The organism is Variovorax sp. EBFNA2 (assembly GCF_033802765.1).
Lineage (GTDB): Bacteria > Pseudomonadota > Gammaproteobacteria > Burkholderiales > Burkholderiaceae_C > Variovorax > Variovorax paradoxus_H.
In genome coordinates this window covers 2,512,834-2,529,437 of sequence record NZ_CP138496.1, presented here as the reverse complement: position 1 = coordinate 2,529,437, position 16,604 = coordinate 2,512,834, and the positions used below count along the sequence as shown (strand labels likewise).

The following is a 16,604-nucleotide window of genomic DNA, read 5'->3' as shown; positions in this document are numbered from 1 at the left end:
GTTACTCCACCTGAGTGAAGGCCGGCGCCGACTTCAGCGACTTCAAGAGGCACGCCACGCAAATGCTCTTGGGAAACGCCGGCAGCGGATAGCTCTTCTGCACCGGCCCAGCCAACTTCCGCTGCACCGCGTGATAGGTGATCTTCCCCGGGCACTCGAAGGTGATGTCCCCATCCTGCAGCGTGATCGACGCGCCCTGCGCAGTCGCGATGCGGATCTTCTTCTTGGCCGCGAACTCCACCGTCTGGTCCGTACTGGCGATCTTCAGCGCGTCCCTGGCCTGGATGCGCAGCTCGTCGTGCTGCGCCTGGAAGTCCAGGTCGTCGTTGCCCGCGATGACTGACAGGCCCGCGTCGGCATCCGCCTTCTGCGCCCCGGCCAGCACCCCAATGGCCTGTCCGCTGTGCACGCGCAGCACGTCGGCCAGTGCCAGGTTGATGTCGCCACCGCTGGCCAGCGTGGCGGTCTCGCCGCTGACGATCTGCAGCTGCTGGCCCGCCACCATCGCAAGCCCGCCGCGTGCGGCCAGCGCGATCACGGCGTCGCTCGTGTGCGGCACCTTGCCTTCGCCGGTGGCGATGGCCTTGTCAGCGGCATCGGCGTAGGCGGTATCGAGCGCGTCGGCAGCGACCATGCCGCTGGCAGTGCGCTCCATCGCCGCGTAAGGGGCACGCTCCTTGTCGAGTTGCGATGCGTCGGCCTTGCTCGCACCGATGTGCCCGGCCAGCTGCACGGTCTCGTGGGTCTTGGCCGCATCGCTCAGCGCCTGCCCCAGCTGCTGCACCTGCTTGAGCAGCGCCATGCCGGCAGCGAAGTCGCCCACGGGTTCCAGCTTCTGGCCACCTGTGCCGTGGTACGTGCTCAGCAAGACGCCCTTGCCCCCGCGCAGGGCCGCATAGCCGTCGGTGCGCAGCTCCAGCCCCTGGCCGCGGAAGCTGCCGCGGAAGTTGTCGGCCTGGTGGATCAGGTGGCCCAGGTTCAGCTGGCTGTGGGCGGTGCTGGCGTGCAGCTGCACACGCAGCTGCTGGTTGGAGTCGTCGAACACCAGCTGGCTGAATCCCTCGCCGCCGAACTCCTTGGTCTTGAAGCCGCTCAGGGCGGCCGCATTGCGGTGGCCCTTGTCGTCGGCGCTGGCGCCGTGCCAGGGCGGCGCGTGGCCCGCGGCCAAGTTGGCCTGGGCGCTGGGCGAGGCGTTGCCCGCTTGGGCAAAGACGTCTTCATTGGTTTCACCGGCTCGCGATGCGCCACCGGGCGTGGGGGCGATGCCGCCGTCGCCGCGGCCGTTGTACAGCGCGCCGACGATGACAGGCTGGTCCACGTCCAGATCGACGAACTTGACCAGCACTTCCTGGCCGATGCGCGGCAGCCATTGCCAGCCCATGCCGGGGCCGGCCTGGCGCTGGGCCACGCGAATCCAGCGGGTGCTGCGGTTGTCTTGAGCGCTGTCGCCGTTTTCATTTGACCCGCTCTGCCAGTGGAAACGCACGCGCACGTCGCCGCGGTCGTTGCAGTACAGCTCGTCGGCGCCGTTGGGCGTGGTCTCGCACGAAGGGCCGACCACGATGGCGCTGTGCACGCCGCTGGCCGTGGGCCTGGCATGCAGGCGGGCACCATCGGCCGCAGCCAGCGCGGGGCGCCAGGGGCGCGGCACGTGCACGCCCGAGAAGCTGTTGGCGTAGCCCTGGGCCTGCGCGGTGGCGAGGTTTTGAGGCTGCGGCTGGACGCCGTCGATGTCGTTGCCCGCTGCTGCAGACACCAGCCCGAACACATCGGCCTCGGCGATCACGGGTGCGCACGGCTGGTCGAACACCAGATGTTCCGTCAGCTCGCCCAGCTGCGCCGCAATCGACGCGGCCGTGTCCTTGGGCAGGTTGTTGATGCCCACATGCTCGACGGTGTCCAGCAGCAGCGCAGGCTTGGCTTGCAGGCCCAGTGCGGGCGCATCGTCGATCTCGATGCGCGTGCCTGCGCGCAAGGTGCGCACGGTGCTGTGGCCCAGCATCACGTCGGCGCGGCATTCGGCCGCTTCCATCATCAGGGCGGCGTAGCGCTCCAGCGTGCGGTTGGTGTCCCAGCCGCGGCTGCGGTCGTTCAGGCCGAGCACGTCGTCGTACTCCAGGCGCGGGGCGTTCTTGCCGCCCACGGGAAAGCGCGCCGGTGCGCTGCCTGTGAGCTGGCGCTTGCCGTCGACGTTCCAGGCGCTCAGGTGCACCTGAGCCACCGACTGGCGCATGCGGCGCACCAGCGCCTGCACGGCGTCGCTGCGCTCCTGCGAGCTCTTGCGGTGGAAGCGAACGGGCGAGCCGGTGTCGGCGGGCTGGGTGTCGTTCGACGAGAAGATGACGAGCTTGTGACCCATCGGGGCCTTGGCGTCTTCTTCGGTGCGCCAGGCCAGGCCTTCTTCGGCCAGCAGGCGCGAGAAGAAGTCGAAGTCGCTCTCGCGGTACTGGGTGCAGTAGGTGCGAATGGGTGCATCGGCGAGGAAGCCATTCACCTCGGAGGAGAAGGCCCAGCTGCCCGCATCCGCATACGGTGCCAGCACGCGTTCGATGATGTCTGCGACGCTGCGCTGCTGGAAGACCTGGCTGCGGCCCTGCTGGGTGGCCAGCCAGAGCCAGGGCACCAAGGTCAGTCGGTAGCGGGCCAAGCCGCCATCGGAACCCAGCGACTCGACGGCTCGGATCAGTCCGGTGCGTCGGCCAAGAGCGCCGTCGGCCAGCACGGTGACCAGCGTCAGCGGCTGGTCGATCAGCGAAGACAGCGCCAGGTCCGCGCGCAAGCTCAGACACACGACGCGCAGCTCGAACAGCTGCGACACGGCCTCGCGCTGCACCCAGCCTTCCACGCGCAAGGCGTCGATGCTCTCGCGGGCCGTGGACGAAGAAGACGAAGCAGTGCTCGGTGCTTCGAGGCGATAAAGCCGGGCCGTCTGGCTCAACTCGGCCCACAGGGCGCTGCGATCAAGAGCAAAAGACGAACGCGCGTGCAAAGGCACGCGGCCTTGAATTGACATGTGATTCCCTGTAGCTTCTTGTTCTGCCCCATGCAGGGGGGGGTGACCTCAGTGGATTGTCCGTGGCGCGAAGGCCTTCGCGTAAGTACCTGAAAGTAGCAGGGCTCCAGTCCCACGCGGCCTATGCATCCGCGCCTTGCCCTATGCATCCACGGGCTGCCTACCGCCCCGCCTCAGGTTCCGAACCGCATGGCGTAGTGCACTAGCATCGCGCCATGCGCATCCTGCTGGCCGAAGACGAACACACCCTGGGCACCTGGCTCTGCAAGGCGCTGGAGCATGCGGGCATCCAGGTCGAATGGGTGGACGATGGCCGGCTGGCCGACCGGGCCTTGCAACAACGCGACCACGACGCGCTGGTGCTCGACCTGGGCCTGCCCGGCATGGACGGCCACACGGTGCTGCAGCGGCTGCGCGAACGCGACCAGCGGCTGCCGGCGCTGATCCTCACGGCGCGCGATTCGCTGAGCGAGCGTGTCGCGTCGCTCAACGCAGGCGCCGACGATTTCCTTGCGAAGCCCTTCGCATTGGCCGAGCTCGAGGCACGGCTGCATGCACTGGTGCGCCGCGCGCGCGGCGTGGAGCATCCACGACTGGCCTGCGGGCCGCTGGTGTACGACGGCGCACGCCGGCAGTTCACGCTGGGCGGCGAAGCGCTCGCCCTGTCACCGCGCGAACAGGCCGTGCTGCGCGCGCTGGTGCAGCGCAGCGGCGAGCCGCTGTCGAAGCAGCAGATCCTCGATCGCGTGTTCTCCGACGATGACGAAGTGCACCTCGAAGCGGTCGAGGTGCTGGTCTACCGGCTGCGCAAGCGGCTGGACGGCAGCGGCGTGCGCATCGTCACGCTGCGCGGTCTGGGCTACGTGCTGGAAGCCGACTGAGTGAGCGCGCTGCGCCGCTTCACCGATCGCCTGCGCCGCACCAGCCTGTGGCAGCGGCTCGCGCTGCTGCTGTTCCCCGCCCTGCTGCTGGTGACGGGCCTCGAGCTGTGGATGACGCGGCACGACGCGCTGGCCGCGGCCAATGCGGCCTACGACCGCTCGCTGCTCGGCGCGCTCAAATCGATCGACGCGAACATCTCCACCGCGTCGGGCGGGCTCTCGGTCGAGCTGCCGTACACGATGTTCGAGTTCTTCGAGCTCACGGCCAGCGGGCAGGTGTTCTTTCGCGTCGCGACCTCCGACGGCCTCGTCGAGCTGGGCAGCGCCGACCTGCCCGCGCCGCCCGTCGAGCCCGCGATGGGCGTGCCGGCCTTCTACGACGCCACCTACTTCGGCGAAGCCGTGCGGCTCGCGGCCTACCGTCGCGACCTCGACCGCGCGCCGGCCGGCAGCACCGGGCGCAGCGTGCTGATCCAGGTCGGCGAAAGCACGCGCTCGCGCCAGGAGTTCACAAGCCGCTTCGTGCGCAGCGCCGCGCTGCGCGACGGGTTGATCCTCGCCATGCTGCTCTGCGGCACCGCGCTGGCGCTGGCCGCGGCGCTGCGCCCGCTGTCGCGGCTGGCGCGCGAGGTGCAGGCGCGCTCGCCCGACGACCTGACGCGCATCGCCGAGACCGACCTGCCCGCCGAGGTGCGCCCGCTGGTCGCCGCCGTGAACCAGCAGATGGCGCGCACGCAGGAACTGGTGGCGCAGCAGCGGCAGTTTCTCGACGACGCCTCGCACCAGCTGCGCACGCACCTCACCACGCTGCAGATGCAGGCCGACTACGCACGGCGCGAAGACGACCCCGCGCAGGTGCGCGCCGCGCTCGACGCGCTGGGCGCCGAGATCGGCCGCGCCACGCGCAGCGCGCAGCAGTTGCTGGCGCTGGGCCGCAGCGACACCGTGGCGGTCGAGCCCGCCGAATTCGACACCGCCGAGTTGCTGCGCGAAGTGGCGGTCGACCTGCTGCCGCTGGCGCGCGCCAAACGAATCGACTTGGGCATCGACCTGGGCATCCACGCGCCCTCTTCCGATCTGCACGCGGTGGGCGATCGGAGCCTGCTGCGCGAAGCGCTGAGCAACCTCGTGGCGAACGCGATCACCTACACGCCGGTGGCGGGCACCATCACGCTCTTCGCGGCCGGCGATGCGGCGGGCTGGAGCCTCAATGTCGAAGACGACGGCCCCGGCCTGAGCGACGAAGAGCGCGCCACCTTGGGCCAGCGCTTCCGGCGCGGCACGCGCGCGGGCCATGGCGGCTTCGGGCTCGGCCTGGCGATCGTGCGCGCCATCGCGCAGCGGCACCGTGGTGATCTGCGGCTCGAAGCGCGCGGCGCGGGGCCGGGTCTGCATGCCATCATCTGGTGGCCCCGTCCTGCGGGGTGAACCGCCGCCCTCCTTCTTCGATGCCACGCCCTTTCGCCTTCACCCGTCGCCACGCGTTGCGCGCGCTGTCCGCGTGGCTCGCGCCTGCTGCGCTGCATGCGACGGCGGCAACGGGCGATGCGTCCGAAGGCCCGGCGGAATGCGTGATTCCTGCCAAGGCCGGCGGCGGTTTTGCACTGACCTGCGCGCTCGCGCGCGACGCGCTGCAGGCCGTGCGCCCCACGCGCACGCCGCTCGCGCAGCGCTACCTGCCGGGCGGGATCGGTGCCGTGGCCTTCGACCGCATCGCGAGCGGCCAGCTCGGCGGACCGGGCACGCTGGTCGCGTTCTCGAGCGGTTCGCTGCTCAACCTCGCGCAGGGCCGCTTCGGGCCGCACCCGCCCTCTGCCGTGCGCTGGATCGCCACGCTCGGCACCGACTACGGCGTGATCGCCGTGCACCGCGACTCGCCCTACCGGCGTTTGCAGGACCTGATCGCCGCGCTGCGCCAGGACCCGTCGCGCATCGTCTTCGGCGCGGGCGGCACGGTCGGCAGCCAGGACTGGGTGAAGGCCGCGCTGCTGGTGCGCGCGGCGGGCGGCGCACCGAAGTCGATGCGCTTCGTGTCCTTCGAAGGCGGCGGCGACGCGCTCGGCGCGCTGCAGGGCAAGCATGTCGATGCCTTCCCGGGCGATGCCGCCGAGGCGCTGCAGGCCATCGCCGGCGGCGCGGCCGTGCGACTGCTCGCGGTGCTGTCCGAAACGCGGCTGGGCGGGGCGCTCACGGGCGTGCCCACCGCGCGCGAGCAAGGCGTGGACATCGTCTGGCCGACCGTGCGCGGCGTGTACCTGAGCGCCAACGTGCCCGACGCCGCCGTGCGCGCCTGGACCACCGCCTTCGCCGAAGCCACGGCCGCACCGGGCTATGCGGCGCTGCGCGAACGGCACAGCCTTTATCCTTTCGCGCTCACCGGCGCCGCGCTCGACGACTACGTGCAGGCGCGCATCAAGGCCTACCAGGCACTCGCCGACGAGCTGGGCCTGCGCCGCTGGAAGCCCTGACCACATCCGCAAATCCATGACCGAAGACGACATCACCCAACACCTCATCGACACGCTCGGCGGCGGCCATTTCGAGGTGGCCGACGACAACACCTTCTTCTTTCACGGCGCGGACAACAAGTTCCCCTTTGCCACGATCGTCACGAAGGACAGCGCGTTCGACAGCGCCTCGAACCTGAACCGGCCCGGCGTGTTTCGCCTGAACGTCGGCGTGGGCAAGGAGACCTTTCGCGCGCTGTTCGGCGACGCCGAGCCGTCGGGCATCGACCACACCGCCCTCGACCGGCTGATGCCGCATCCGGTGTACGCCAGGATGTACTGGGTCAGCGTGATCAACCCGAGCGCCGCGACCTTCGAGACCGTGAAGCCGCTGCTGGCGGAAGCTCGCAACCTGCTGGTCGCGCGGGACAAGAGCGCGTAGATCTCGCCAAGCACCAGGCCATATGAAACGCATACAATACATATACGTTTCATACAGAGGTGACCCATGGGCATCGTCAAGATTTCAGACCTGATGCACGAGAACCTGCGCGTGGCGGGCAACGCCCTCAGCCGGTCGATCAATGCGCAGGCAGAGCACTGGATGCGGGTCGGCATGCTGACCGAGATGCACCCGGACCTGGACTACCGCGAGGTCTGCCAGTTGCTGATCCAGGCCGAGCTTTCGGGCGGGCTGGACATTGCCGCGACAGTCACTGCAGCGCCACCCGGCAAGCCCCGCGCCCCCGCAAACGGCAAGCAGCACTGATGGCACACGGCGTTCCCCTCCGCTCGGCCGAAGAACTGGTGATGGCACGGCGGGCCGCGCAGCTGGCGGCCGAGGTCCTGGCGATGATCGAGCCCCACGTCGTGCCGGGCGTGAGCACGGACGCGCTCGACCGCATCTGCCACGAACACATCGTGAAGGTGCAAGGCGCCGTTCCCGCCAACGTCGGGTACCTCGGGTATCCGAAGACCATCCTCACTTCGGTCAACCAGGTCGTGTGCCACGGCATCCCCTCGCCCGACAAGATTCTGAAGAAGGGCGACATCGTCAACATCGACGTGGCCGTCAACAAGGACGGCTGGTTCGGCGACACCAGCCGCATGTTCTTCGTCGGCGAGCCCAGCGTGCTCGCCCGCCGGCTGGTGGAGACGACCTACGAAGCGCTGTGCGCGGGCATCCGGCAGGTGAAGCCCGGCGCGACGCTGGGCGACGTGGGCCACGCCATCCAGTCGGTTGCCCAGCGCGAGCATTTCAGCGTGGTGCGCGAGTACTGCGGGCACGGCATCGGCCGCATCTACCACGACGAACCGCAGGTGCTGCACTTCGGGCGGCGCGGCGCGGGCCTCGTGCTGGAGCCGGGCATGGTCTTCACCATCGAGCCGATGCTCAACGCGGGCCGCGCCGAAACGAAGCAGCTGGCCGACGGGTGGACCGTCGTGACGAAAGACCGGTCGCTGTCGGCGCAGTGGGAGCACATGGTGGCGGTGACGGCCGACGGGTATGAAGTGCTGACGGCCTGGCCGGGCGGTACGGGGGCTTACGCGCCGGTTTGAGCGAGGCCTGGTTCAGGCCTGCCCATTGCATCGGTGCACAGAAGCGCTTCGCACGGTTCCACGCTCCGTATGACCTTCGCTTCCCCAGACCCGGAAGCGGATGCCATCTCGCAGGTCAGAGAACAGGGAGTCAGCGCGACAGCGTCGCCAGTCTCTTCTTCGCACTTTGCAGCAGGCCGATCTTCTCGACAGGCAGCCGGGCCTTCGTATCCCCGAGCGCGATGACTTCGATGACGGACGCCGCCGCGAGCTTCGACGCGAGCGGGTCGCGCGGCATGAGGCCGTTGAACCTGGCGTTGGAGATGACGTGCACTTTCAGGTGCCGGTGGATGTTCTTCGACAGCTTCTGGCACGCGGCCTTCATGGCCGTTTCGTCGGGCGTCAGCTCGCCGTGCACGACGAGGAGCTCCAGCGTGCCGTCTTCCTCGACCCCCAGCACGAAGGCGCGCACGACCGAGTCCTTGAACTTGGCGCGCAGCATCGCGCGCACCGGCTCGGCGGCGGCGAACGACTTCATGGCGATGCGGCGCAACTCGTCATGGAAGACGAAGGCGCGGTTGATCTCGACGGTTTCGACAGACTCTGTGGGGTCGGCCTTCGGCCTGTGCTTTTTCAGGATGCCGCTGCCCACCAGGTGCTCCAGGGTTCGCGCCACATCGGCGGGGTCGAGCTTCGAACGCCGGGCCAGTTCGCTGGAAGTCAAGGGTTGGTCGGGCGCCGCGTAGGCGACCATCAAAAGCTTTTGCACCTCGGGGGCGAAAAGAAAATCTGCAGCACTCATTTCGCGGTTCTCTACTTCTCTACGTCTGTGGGGTTCTCTACAAGCGGGTTGCATTATCGAGAGCACCCCTGCTTCCCGTGCGATGCGGCTTTCTCCACGGCGTTTTCGCGGCGGATTCCGTCACCGCGCATGGCGCCGGCCTACAGCGGCGCCCGGTGCGCGCCGGTAAGAACGGCTGAACACGACAAGGAGCTTCAGCCATGGACATGGAACAGACGATCGACAAGATCAAGCAAGTGGATGCCGCGCGCGCCGACTACCCCGGCGAACACCTCGTCGTGCTCGGCGCCGGCGTGCTGCTGTTGCTGGCAGCGGGCCGCAGCCGGTCGTTCCTGATGCGCATGGTCGCGGGCGCGGCCGGCGGCGCGCTGATCGGCCGCGCGGCCAGCGGCACCGGCGGCATCGCGAAGCTGGCCGGGGTGTTGCAGAACGGAGGCCTGGCATGGCCGCGGCGCTGAGTTCGCGGGCCCGCCCGCCTGCGGCCGACCCCAGGCGGTATTGGGCGCCCTGCCTGGGCGTCGCGCTGGTGGCGATGGCGCTCTTCCATGCGACCTTGAAAGACCTGGTGAACGAGAGCGCGGCACGTGCCGCGCTCGTGACCACGGCAGTCGTTCCGGCCGAAGCCGAACCCGACAGATCGGCCGCAGGCCAAGCGTTGCCGGATGGGGCGCCGAGTGCGCCGTCAGTCCCCGTCACGCTGACGAACACGAACTTCGAGCCTTCCGTGATCCTTCCCGCAGCGCCCACCGCCAAGGCCGCGCCTGCCGTCGTCGAGGTGCACAAGTGCGTCATGCCCGAGGGCAATGCGGCCTACTCCGACGGACCGTGCCCCGCAGGCGCACACGCGACCACGCTGCGACTGCCGCGCGACCTGCACGCCTCGGCGAGCCTGTGAGCGCCTCCGCACAGGGAGGTTGCGGGAACGCCGGTTTCTGCGGAAATCCGGCGTCTGCTTCAGGCTGCAAGAACCACTTCATCCGGCAGTTCATCAAGATGGGTGCTTTCGTGGGCGGTGCCGATGGCGCAGTCGGATACCTGCGGCAACTGAGCGGCGTCCCTGGGGAAGCGATCGCAAACGCCTGATCGCCTTCCCCAATCGATTTCCACGCCGGCTTTCGCCCAAGGAATGGCCGGCCATCAAGGCGTGCACGTGCTGCGTCGCGACGCCTGCAGCCTCTCAGGCGACCTTCAAGAACACCTCATGGTCCGGTGCGAAATTGGCGTGCAGCGGCAGCATCGCGCCGCCGAGCGCACAGGCCTGCGCCCCCGCCCGCCCGCCGTGCAGCCGCGGCGCCCACAGGCCTTCCCAGTTGCACTGCGCGAGTGCGGCGCGGGTCTGCACCAGCAGCGCTTCGAGCAGCGCGCGTGACATCGAACCGTCCATCACCACGTCGGCCAGGTCGAGCACTGCAGTGCTGCTGACGATGGCATGCGCCAGCGCCCGCGACGCGCTGCCCAGCCAGGCCTGCGTGGCTGCGGCGAACGGTGCCTCAAGTGCGCGGTCGTCGTAGGCGGCGGTGGCGTCGAGGCCTTCGGCGCGCAGGCGCTGCTCGAGCTCCCACAGCGACGCCTCGGCCACCACCTGCGTCGACACGCCTTCGGAAGGCTTCTCGGTGCGCATCGGGATCGACGCAAGCGCGCCCGCATTGCCGTGCGCGCCGGTGTGCAGGTGCGAGTTGATGACCAGCCCGCCGCCCACGAAGGTGTCGACGAAGATGTACAGGAAGCTCTTGAGGTCGTGGCCGCGCCCCGTCACCAACTCGGCCACGCAGGCCGCCACCGTATCGCGCGCAAAGCCCACGGGCACGTCGGTGCGCGCGCGCACCTCGGCCAGCAGGTCCATCTGGTTCCACTCGTCCGATTGCGCCTTCGACAGCCCCAGCGTGCGGTGCCAGCCGCCGAGCTGGAACGGCGCGGCAAGCCCCGCGCCCACGTTGCGCGCGGCCAGCGACCCGAGCCCGTCGCGCAGCCGGTGGATGTGCTCGGCGATCACGGGCAGCAGCGCCTCGGCATCGGGAAACTCGTAGCGGATCGCGTGGTGCTCGCGCACCTGTGCCGCGAAGTCGATCAGCAGCCACTCGGCCCCGCGCCGCCCGAGCTTGACGCCGATGGCGAAGGCGCCGTCGGGGTTGAGCGCCAGCGGCACCGAGGGCTGGCCGATGCGCCCGCGCACGCGGCTTTGTTTGACGATGAGGCCGTCGTCTTCGAGCCGCGCGGTGATGAGGCCGATGGTCTGCGCGCTCAGGCCCGTGAGCCGCGCGAGGTCGGCCTTGGGCAGGCTGGGGTGCACGCGCAGCGCCTGCAGCACCACGCGCTCGTTGAACTGGCGCATGCCCACATGGTTGGAGCCGCGCGGACGCAGCAAGGCCGACGGAAGCTCGAGGGCATCGGGATCAGGCATGCGCCTCCGCGGGCAACTGATCGGCGGTCATGGCACCGGTCATCACGGCCACGGTGTCGCTCATGCTGATCTTCTTGGGGTTGAGCACGGCGGCGCGGCGGCCGAGACGCGCCACGTGGATGCGGTCGGCCACCTCGAACACGTGCGGCATGTTGTGGCTGATGAGCACCACGGGCAGGCCGCGCTCGCGCACGCGGCGGATGAGTTCGAGCACCATGTTGCCCTCCTTCACGCCGAGGGCGGCGGTCGGCTCGTCCATGATGACCACGTGCCGCGCGAAGGCCGCGCTGCGCGCCACGGCCACGCACTGGCGCTGGCCGCCCGAGAGCGTTTCGACCGCCTGCGTCATCGACTGGATGCCCACCTTCAGGTCGGCCATGCGCGCCGTGCTTTCGAGCAGCATCTTCTTCTTGTCGAGCATGCGCAGCACGTTGCCCAGGAAGCCGGGGCGGCGCAGCTCGCGGCCGAGAAAGAGGTTCTCGTAGATGGTCATCGCGGGCGCCACCGCGAGGTCTTGATAGACCGTCTCGATGCCGGCGCGGCGCGCGTCGAGCGGATTGCGAAAGTGCACCGGCGCACCATCGAGCAGGATCTGGCCCTCGTCCGGCACGATGGCACCCGATAGCGCCTTGATGAGCGACGACTTGCCCGCGCCGTTGTCGCCGATCACCGCGAGGATCTCGCCCTCGCGCAGCTCGAAGTCGACGCCGTCGAGCGCAGTGACCTGGCCGTAGCGCTTCACCAGGCCTTTCGCCTGCATCACGATCTTTGGGTTGGCCACGGCGTTCATCAGCGGGCTCCCTTGCGCGAGAGCTGGTCAGCGGCCACCGCCAAGATCACCAGTACGCCCGTCACCAGCACCTGGTAGATCGACGACACGCCCATCAGCGTGAGCCCGTTGCGGAACACGCCCACGATGAGCACGCCGATGAGCGAGCCCAGCACGATGCCGCGCCCACCGAACAGGCTGGTGCCGCCGAGCACCACGGCCGTGATGGCGTCGAGGTTCTCGGTCTGGCCCGCGTTCGGGTCGCCCACGCCGGTGCGCGCCACCGACAGCAGCGAGGCAATGCCGTAGAACACACCCGCGGCCACATACACCGCGAGCAGCACGCGCTGCGTGGGAATGCCCACCAGCCGCGTGGCCTCGGCGTTGTTGCCGATCGCGTAGACATGCCGGCCGGCCGCCGTCTCGCGCAGCACGAACCACGCGAGCGCATAGAGCGCCAGCATGAGCACCGAGCCCCACGCCACTTCGGCGCTGCCGATGGTGAAGGTGGTGCCCAGGCCCGTCAGGCCGCCGGGCAGGTCGGTGATCGTTTGCGACGACGAATACAGCTGCGTGATCGCGAACGCGATGTTCAGCGTGCCCAGCGTCACGATGAACGGCGGCAGCTTGATGCGTGTCACCAGCAAGCCGTTGAGCAGGCCGAACAGCGTCGTCACGCCGATGCCGCACAGGATGGCCAGCGGCACCGGCAGCCCGAGTTCGGTCGCGAACTTGCTCATGACGATGCTGCCCAGCGCCATCACCATGCCGCACGACAGGTCGATGCCGGCCGTGAGGATGATCAGCGTCTGGCCGATGGCGATCACGCCCACCACCATCACCTGCTGCAGGATCAGCGACAGGTTGCCGCCCGTCAGAAAGCGGTCGGACTGCGTCGCAAAGAAGATGCAGGCGCCGAGCAGGGCCAGCCACGGCCCGAGGGCGCCCCACGGGATGTGGTGCGTCGGAGATTTCGCCATCGATGTGCCTCCCTTTCTACCGACCGCTTACTTCTTGCCCCAGCACAGCTCGGCGCCGGTCTTGGTGTCCTTGCTCTCGACACCCGCCACGCTCTTGCCGGCGATGAGCGTCACGCCGGTGTCGACATAGCCCGAGGCCTTCTTGCCGGTCTTGGCGAACTCGACGCCCGCGGCCACGCCCATGGCGGCCATCTTCAGCGGGTACTGCTGCGAGGTCGCGGCAATGACGCCGGCGGCCGTGTCCTTGATGCCCTGGCAGCCGCCATCGACCGAGACGATCATCACGCCCTTCTCCTTGCCCGCGCGCTTGAGCGCGTTGTAGGCACCGGCCGCGGCGGGTTCGTTGATGGTGTAGACCAGGTTCACGTCGGGCGCCTTCTGCAGGCAGTTTTCCATCACCGTCTGCGCCTTGGCCTGGTCGCCGAAGCTGTCGGCCATGCAGACGATTTCGGGCGCCTTCGACAGCTCGTTCGACTTGGCGTCGTTCGCCGCCAGGCCGAAGCCCTTCATGAAGCCGTTGTGGCGCTGCGCGCCCACGGGGTGGCCCGGCAGCAGGTCGAGCGCGACGATCTTGGGCGTCTTGCCGGCCATCGCGGCCTTGGCGTATTCGCCGATGAGCACGCCGGCCGTGTAGTTGTTGGTGGCAAAGAGCGCGTCGGTCGCGTCCGGCGGATCGGCCGGGCTGTCCAGCGCAATCACCTGCACGCCCTTGTCACGCGCCTTCTTGATCGCCGGCACGATGGCCTTGGCGTCGCTCGGCGTGATGAGGATGGTCTTGGCGCCGGCGGCAATCATGTTTTCCATCGCCGTGATCTGGCCGGCGTTGTCGCCGTCGGCCTTGCCCGCGCCCGACAGCAGCTTGGCGCCGAGCTTCTTGGCCTCTTCCTGCGCGCCCTCCTTCATCTTCACGAAGAAGGGATTGGTCTCGGTCTTGGTGACCAGGCCGATGACCGGCGGGTCGGCGGCGAGGGCCGTGGAGGCTGTGGAGGCGGCCAGGGCCAGAACGGCCAGGGTGGGAACGAAGCGCGGGCTGATGAACATGGGTGTGTCTCCTTCAGGGGCGGGGCACGGCGTTTTGCCGTGCTTTTCTGTGAAACCGGCGGCCTTCTTGTTTGCAATTCAACGAGAACGCACCGGACGCGAGACGGACTATCGAACAGTCGACTTACTAAATCAAGTTGATTGAGTTATCGAAAACCCGCGTTTGAACAGATTCGTTGGCCGTGACATTTGCCGCGGTTCATCGGCCTGCGGCCCGCAGTTTGTCATTCAAAAAGCCTCAATGCCTGGACGGCGTCGACGTTTGAATTCAGTTTTTGACGACTGGCTCGAATGTCGCTTCAGCGCTCAGCTGGGTGCGAAAAGTCGGCTACGGACCGAAATGTAAAGAAGGTGCGCTCTTTGTCACCACGGCTGGCAAGCCCCGGCGTCGGCGATGAATGCAGCGCCTCGGGCGGGCGCGCTCAGGCCCGGTACGGACGCGCCGAAGGCTCGAGCACCACCATCCGCCACGCGCACAACGACCCCGCCACCGCCAGCACCGCCGCCAGCGCGAACATGACGCGGTACCCCAGCTCCTGCGCCACCGCGCCGCCGAGCAGCACGCCCAGCACACCGCCGAAGCCGTAGCCGATCACCGTGAACAGCGCCTGCCCGCGTCCGCGCAGGTGGCCCGGGAAGCGGCGCGACACCACGGCGATGCAGGCCGTGTGGTGCGCCGCGAAGCTCAGTGCGTGCAGCCATTGCGCGACGACGAGCGCCGCGATGAAGCCGCCGAGCCCGGCCGTGAGCCCGAGCCGCGCCACGCCGGCAATGCCGCACACCAGCATCCAGCGCGGCATCGGCAAGAGGCCGATGAGGCGGCCCTGCAGAAAGAACCAGACGATCTCGGCCACCACCGACAGCGCCCACAAGAGGCCGATGGTGCTCTTGCCGTAGCCGATCGAATCGAGGTACAGCGAGAAGAACGCGTACACCGAGAAGTGCGACATCACCTGGAAGAACAGCGACGCAAAGAACCAGCGCACAGCGGGGATGCGCAGCACGGGGCCGATGGGCTCCTTCACGGCGTCGTGCGCGGCCGGCGGCTCGCGCACGTCGGGCAGCTTCATCGTGGCGATCAGCACGACGGCCAGCGTGCCGGCCGCCCAGTACGGGAAGTGCTTCATGCCGAAGCGCTCGAACCATTCGCCCGCGACGAACACGGTGACGAGGAAGCCGGCCGAGCCGCACAGGCGAATGCGCCCGTAGCGGCCCCAGTCGCCCGCGACGATCTGCGCCATGGCCGCTTCGGTGAGCGACATCATCGAACTGGTGTGCGTGAACATCACGAGCAGCACGAGCGCGAGCCACCAGGCGCCGCCGTGCCACCACAGCCCGAAGGAGCTGGCCAGCGCGACGGCGGCACTGAAGCGCAGCAGCTTCACGCGCTGGCCGGTGTGATCGCTGAGTGCACCCCAGGCATAGGGCGCAAAGACGCGCGTGATCGATTGCACCGAGGCCAGCAGGCTGATCGTGAAGATCGGCAGGCCCAGGTCCTTGAGCCACAGCGGCAGGTACGGATTGAAGAAACCGATGTGCGCGAAGTAGCTGGCCGACAGGCCAGCGAATGCCAACAGGTGACCGCGCCCGGCGGCCACAGGTGGCGCGGCGGGCACTACAGGAAAGACGACTGCGGCGACGCAGCTTCGCTCTTCTCGGCAGGCGGATTCACGTCGCCGCACTGCGCGCGGTTGCGCAGCACGTGTTCCATCACCACCAGCGCGAGCATCGCTTCGGCGATGGGCGTGGCGCGGATGCCCACGCAGGGGTCATGGCGGCCCTTGGTGATGACTTCGACGGGGTTGTTGTTCACGTCGATGGACTGGCGCGGGCTGATGATCGAGCTGGTGGGCTTGATCGCAATGCTCACCTCGAGGTCTTGCCCCGAGCTGATGCCGCCCAGGATGCCGCCCGCGTTGTTGCTGAGGAATCCGGTCGGCGTGATCGAGTCGCCGTGCGTGGTGCCGCGCTGCGTGATGCTGTCGAAGCCGGCGCCGATTTCCACGGCCTTCACCGCATTGATGCCCATCATGGCGTAGGCGATTTCGGCATCGAGCTTGTCGAACAACGGCTCACCCAGGCCCACGGGCACGTTCGTGGCCGTGACGCGGATGCGCGCGCCGCACGAATCGCCGGCCTTGCGCAGGCGGTCCATGTAGTCCTCCAGCGCGCTCACGTCGGCGATGGGGGCGAAGAAGGGGTTGTTGGGGACGTGGTCCCAGCTCTCGAAAGGAATCGTGATCTCGCCGATCTGCGTCATGCAGCCGCGAAACACCATCCCGTATTTTTCGGCCAGCCACTTCTTGGCGACGGCGCCGGCCGCGACCATGGGTGCGGTGAGGCGTGCCGAAGAACGCCCGCCACCGCGCGGATCGCGGATGCCGTATTTCTTCCAGTAGGTGAAGTCGGCGTGGCCGGGGCGGAACTGCTGGGCGATCTGCCCATAGTCCTTGCTGCGCTGGTCGGTGTTCTGGATCAGCAGCGCGATCGGCGCGCCGGTGGTCTTGCCTTCGTACACGCCGGACAGGATCTGCACCGCGTCGGGCTCGTTGCGCTGCGTGACGTGGCGGCTGGTGCCGGGGCGGCGGCGGTCGAGGTCGCCCTGGATGTCGGCCTCGCTCAGGGCCATGCCCGGGGGGCAGCCGTCGATCACGCAGCCGATGGCCGGGCCGTGCGACTCGCCGAAATTGGTGACCGCGAAGAGAGTTCCGAAGGTATTGCCGCTCATGGC

16 protein-coding genes are annotated in these 16,604 nt (G+C 68.6%); 8 read left to right on the top strand and 8 right to left on the bottom strand.

The genetic code is table 11. From position 1 onward, the window contains the following. Position 1: 1 nt before the first annotated feature. A complete protein-coding gene (locus RZE79_RS11785) occupies positions 2-3,013 on the bottom strand; it encodes a type VI secretion system Vgr family protein (RefSeq protein WP_319360540.1) in 3,012 nt (1,003 codons plus the stop codon). A gap of 215 nt (positions 3,014-3,228) precedes the next feature. Here RZE79_RS11785 and RZE79_RS11780 point away from each other — a divergent pair, with 215 nt between their 5' ends. From RZE79_RS11780 to map, 6 genes are all read left to right on the top strand, one after another. Further along, on the top strand, positions 3,229-3,894 hold the full coding sequence (locus RZE79_RS11780; RefSeq protein WP_153284900.1) for a response regulator: 666 nt from the start codon (positions 3,229-3,231) through the stop codon (positions 3,892-3,894). Further along, positions 3,895-5,322, top strand: coding sequence for a sensor histidine kinase N-terminal domain-containing protein (locus tag RZE79_RS11775; RefSeq protein ID WP_319360539.1), 1,428 nt, complete (start codon positions 3,895-3,897; stop codon positions 5,320-5,322). It abuts the gene before it with no gap. A gap of 20 nt (positions 5,323-5,342) precedes the next feature. Beyond that, positions 5,343-6,362, top strand: coding sequence for a tripartite tricarboxylate transporter substrate-binding protein (locus RZE79_RS11770; RefSeq protein ID WP_319360538.1), 1,020 nt, complete (start codon positions 5,343-5,345; stop codon positions 6,360-6,362). A 16-nt stretch (positions 6,363-6,378) separates the two neighbouring features. Next, entirely contained in the window at positions 6,379-6,783 is a 405-nt protein-coding gene (locus RZE79_RS11765) for a DUF6194 family protein (RefSeq protein ID WP_319360537.1), read from the top strand. Between the two features lie 66 nt (positions 6,784-6,849). Beyond that, positions 6,850-7,110 (top strand): ParD-like family protein, encoded by a 261-nt coding sequence (locus RZE79_RS11760; protein ID WP_062482851.1) that lies wholly within the window; start codon positions 6,850-6,852, stop codon positions 7,108-7,110. Continuing rightward, entirely contained in the window at positions 7,110-7,901 is a 792-nt protein-coding gene (map, locus tag RZE79_RS11755) for a type I methionyl aminopeptidase (protein ID WP_319360536.1), read from the top strand. The genes RZE79_RS11760 and map overlap by 1 nt, the downstream gene beginning before the upstream one ends. Positions 7,902-8,031: 130 nt before the next feature. On the opposite strand, the gene RZE79_RS11750 is transcribed toward map, so the two are convergent. Continuing rightward, positions 8,032-8,649: a hypothetical protein gene (locus RZE79_RS11750; RefSeq protein ID WP_319360535.1), complete on the bottom strand. Its 618-nt coding sequence runs from the start codon at positions 8,647-8,649 to the stop codon at positions 8,032-8,034. A 233-nt stretch (positions 8,650-8,882) separates the two neighbouring features. On the opposite strand from RZE79_RS11750, the gene RZE79_RS11745 reads away from it, so the two are divergent. Continuing rightward, positions 8,883-9,140, top strand: coding sequence for a hypothetical protein (locus RZE79_RS11745; protein WP_319360534.1), 258 nt, complete (start codon positions 8,883-8,885; stop codon positions 9,138-9,140). Continuing rightward, complete coding sequence (locus RZE79_RS11740) at positions 9,125-9,577, top strand: hypothetical protein (RefSeq protein WP_319360533.1); 453 nt, start codon at positions 9,125-9,127, stop codon at positions 9,575-9,577. The genes RZE79_RS11745 and RZE79_RS11740 overlap by 16 nt, the downstream gene beginning before the upstream one ends. 282 nt (positions 9,578-9,859) lie before the next feature. On the opposite strand, the gene RZE79_RS11735 is transcribed toward RZE79_RS11740, so the two are convergent. The 6 genes from RZE79_RS11735 to aroC all read right to left on the bottom strand — a co-directional run bounded on the left by RZE79_RS11735 (position 9,860) and on the right by aroC (position 16,601). Then, positions 9,860-11,083, bottom strand: a complete 1,224-nt coding sequence (locus tag RZE79_RS11735) for an ROK family transcriptional regulator (RefSeq protein WP_319360532.1) — start codon at positions 11,081-11,083, stop codon at positions 9,860-9,862. Next, on the bottom strand, positions 11,076-11,873 hold the full coding sequence (locus tag RZE79_RS11730; RefSeq protein WP_319360531.1) for an ATP-binding cassette domain-containing protein: 798 nt from the start codon (positions 11,871-11,873) through the stop codon (positions 11,076-11,078). Before RZE79_RS11730 ends, RZE79_RS11735 begins: the two co-directional genes overlap by 8 nt. After that, the gene (locus tag RZE79_RS11725) at positions 11,873-12,832 is read right to left on the bottom strand and encodes an ABC transporter permease (RefSeq protein WP_319360530.1); all 960 of its coding nucleotides are present in this window, start codon (positions 12,830-12,832) and stop codon (positions 11,873-11,875) included. The genes RZE79_RS11730 and RZE79_RS11725 overlap by 1 nt, the downstream gene beginning before the upstream one ends. 27 nt (positions 12,833-12,859) lie before the next feature. Next, entirely contained in the window at positions 12,860-13,873 is a 1,014-nt protein-coding gene (locus RZE79_RS11720; protein ID WP_319360529.1) for a sugar ABC transporter substrate-binding protein, read from the bottom strand. Positions 13,874-14,295: 422 nt separating this feature from the next. After that, positions 14,296-15,489, bottom strand: coding sequence for an MFS transporter (locus RZE79_RS11715; protein WP_319360528.1), 1,194 nt, complete (start codon positions 15,487-15,489; stop codon positions 14,296-14,298). Further along, positions 15,489-16,601, bottom strand: coding sequence for a chorismate synthase (aroC, locus tag RZE79_RS11710; protein ID WP_319360527.1), 1,113 nt, complete (start codon positions 16,599-16,601; stop codon positions 15,489-15,491). Before aroC ends, RZE79_RS11715 begins: the two co-directional genes overlap by 1 nt. Positions 16,602-16,604 lie beyond the last annotated feature (3 nt).

Excerpts from the sequence above, each read along its gene's own strand:
- RZE79_RS11785 (WP_319360540.1), bottom strand. The coding sequence starts at position 3,013 with ATGTCAATTCAAGGCCGCGTGCCTTTGCACGCGCGTTCGTCTTTTGCT.
- RZE79_RS11780 (WP_153284900.1), top strand. The coding sequence starts at position 3,229 with ATGCGCATCCTGCTGGCCGAAGACGAACACACCCTGGGCACCTGGCTC.
- RZE79_RS11770 (WP_319360538.1), top strand. The coding sequence starts at position 5,343 with ATGCCACGCCCTTTCGCCTTCACCCGTCGCCACGCGTTGCGCGCGCTG.
- RZE79_RS11765 (WP_319360537.1), top strand. The coding sequence starts at position 6,379 with ATGACCGAAGACGACATCACCCAACACCTCATCGACACGCTCGGCGGC.
- RZE79_RS11760 (WP_062482851.1), top strand. The coding sequence starts at position 6,850 with ATGGGCATCGTCAAGATTTCAGACCTGATGCACGAGAACCTGCGCGTG.
- map (WP_319360536.1), top strand. The coding sequence starts at position 7,110 with ATGGCACACGGCGTTCCCCTCCGCTCGGCCGAAGAACTGGTGATGGCA.
- RZE79_RS11745 (WP_319360534.1), top strand. The coding sequence starts at position 8,883 with ATGGACATGGAACAGACGATCGACAAGATCAAGCAAGTGGATGCCGCG.
- RZE79_RS11740 (WP_319360533.1), top strand. The coding sequence starts at position 9,125 with ATGGCCGCGGCGCTGAGTTCGCGGGCCCGCCCGCCTGCGGCCGACCCC.
- RZE79_RS11735 (WP_319360532.1), bottom strand. The coding sequence starts at position 11,083 with ATGCCTGATCCCGATGCCCTCGAGCTTCCGTCGGCCTTGCTGCGTCCG.
- RZE79_RS11730 (WP_319360531.1), bottom strand. The coding sequence starts at position 11,873 with ATGAACGCCGTGGCCAACCCAAAGATCGTGATGCAGGCGAAAGGCCTG.
- RZE79_RS11725 (WP_319360530.1), bottom strand. The coding sequence starts at position 12,832 with ATGGCGAAATCTCCGACGCACCACATCCCGTGGGGCGCCCTCGGGCCG.
- RZE79_RS11720 (WP_319360529.1), bottom strand. The coding sequence starts at position 13,873 with ATGTTCATCAGCCCGCGCTTCGTTCCCACCCTGGCCGTTCTGGCCCTG.
- aroC (WP_319360527.1), bottom strand. The coding sequence starts at position 16,601 with ATGAGCGGCAATACCTTCGGAACTCTCTTCGCGGTCACCAATTTCGGC.